This window comes from Sphingobium sp. LSP13-1-1.1, assembly GCF_040676415.1.
In the GTDB taxonomy this organism is placed as follows: Bacteria; Pseudomonadota; Alphaproteobacteria; order Sphingomonadales; family Sphingomonadaceae; genus Sphingobium.
Map to the genome: position 1 here is coordinate 1 of NZ_JBEGHU010000041.1, position 1,669 is coordinate 1,669.

At 63.6% G+C, this 1,669-nt stretch carries 2 protein-coding genes; both read left to right on the forward strand.

Features of this window, described 5'->3' with window-relative positions; all coding sequences use genetic code 11:
• Positions 1–762, forward strand: a complete 762-nt coding sequence (locus MRBLSP13_RS17325; protein ID WP_363736964.1) for an electron transfer flavoprotein subunit beta/FixA family protein — start codon at positions 1–3, stop codon at positions 760–762.
• Positions 759–1,669 (forward strand): electron transfer flavoprotein subunit alpha/FixB family protein (locus tag MRBLSP13_RS17330; protein WP_363755762.1); only part of this gene is annotated, 911 nt, incomplete at its 3' end. The genes MRBLSP13_RS17325 and MRBLSP13_RS17330, both read left to right, overlap by 4 nt.

Below are 1,669 nucleotides of genomic sequence, written 5' to 3' on the forward strand. Positions count from 1 at the left end.
ATGAAGATCCTTGTGCCCGTGAAGCGGGTGATTGACTATAATGTGAAGCCGCGCGTGAAGGCGGATGGGACGGGCGTCGATCTGGCGAACGTCAAGATGTCGATGAACCCTTTCGACGAGATTGCGGTTGAGGAAGCCATTCGCCTGAAGGAAAAGGGCGTGGCGACCGAGGTCGTGGCTGTGTCGATCGGCGTTGCCAAGGCGCAGGAAACGCTGCGCACCGCGCTCGCCATGGGCGCCGATCGGGCGATCCTGATCCAGACCCCAGATGATATCGGCTCTGATGTCGAGCCGCTGGGCGTGGCCAAGCTGCTCGCCAAGGTGCAGGAAGAGGAAGGCGCTGGCCTGATCATCCTGGGCAAGCAGGCGATCGACGACGACAGCAACCAGACGGGCCAGATGCTGGCCGCGCTGCTGGGCCTGGCGCAGGGCACCTTCGCCAGCAAGGTCGAGGTCGAGGGCGACAAGGTCAGCGTCACGCGCGAAGTCGACGGCGGGCTGGAGACGGTGAAGCTCAACACGCCGGCGATCATCACGACTGACCTGCGCCTCAATGAACCGCGCTATGCTTCGCTGCCCAACATCATGAAGGCGAAGTCGAAGCCGCTCGCGACCAAGACGCCCGCAGACTATGGCGTGGATATCTCGCCGCGCCTGGAGACGATCAAGGTGGTCGAACCGGCCAAGCGTTCGGCTGGCGTGAAGGTGGCCGATGTCGATGAACTGGTCGCGAAGCTCAAGGCTCTGGGAGTTGCAGCATGACAAAGACGCTCGTTTGGGTTGAACATGAGGGCGGCGCAGTCAAGGACGCGACGCTTTCCGCCGTCACCGCTGCATCGAAGCTGGGTGAAGTGCATCTGCTGGTCGCGGGCCAGGGCGTCGGGGGCGTTGCCGCCGAAGCAGCGAAGATCGCCGGCGTGGGCAAGGTCCATGTCGCGGACGACGCAGCCTTCGGGCATGCGCTGGCCGAGAATGTCGCGCCGCTGGTCGTCGAATTGATGGGCAGTCATGACGCGTTCGTCGCGCCTGCCACCAGCAACGGCAAGAATATCGCGCCGCGCGTGGCGGCTCTGCTCGACGTGATGCAGATCAGCGACATTCTGTCGGTCGAGAGCGAAGACAGCTTCACTCGTCCGATCTATGCCGGCAACGCGATTGCAACCGTCAAGTCGAAGGATGCGAAGAAGGTCATCACCGTCCGCGGCACTGCTTTCGAGAAGGCGGCCAAGGAAGGCGGCAACGGCGTGGTGGAAGCCGTGGCTTCGACCGGGGACAAGGGGCTGTCGTCCTTTGTCGGCGCGGAGATCGCGAAGCTGGAGCGGCCGGAGCTGACTTCGGCGAAGGTGATCGTGTCGGGTGGCCGCGCGCTGAAGGACAGCGAGACGTTCGAGGCGACCATCTTCCCGCTGGCGGACAAGCTGGGCGCGGCGGTGGGTGCTTCGCGCGCTGCTGTCGATGCGGGCTATGTGCCCAACGACTATCAGGTGGGGCAGACCGGCAAGATCGTCGCGCCGGAAGTCTATATCGCCGTCGGCATTTCCGGGGCGATCCAGCATCTGGCGGGGATGAAGGATTCCAAGACCATCATCGCCATCAACAAGGATGAGGATGCGCCGATCTTCCAGGTGGCGGATGTCGGTCTGGTCGGCGACCTGTTCAAGGTTGTGCC

Excerpts from the sequence above, each read along its gene's own strand:
- MRBLSP13_RS17325 (WP_363736964.1), top strand. The coding sequence starts at position 1 with ATGAAGATCCTTGTGCCCGTGAAGCGGGTGATTGACTATAATGTGAAG.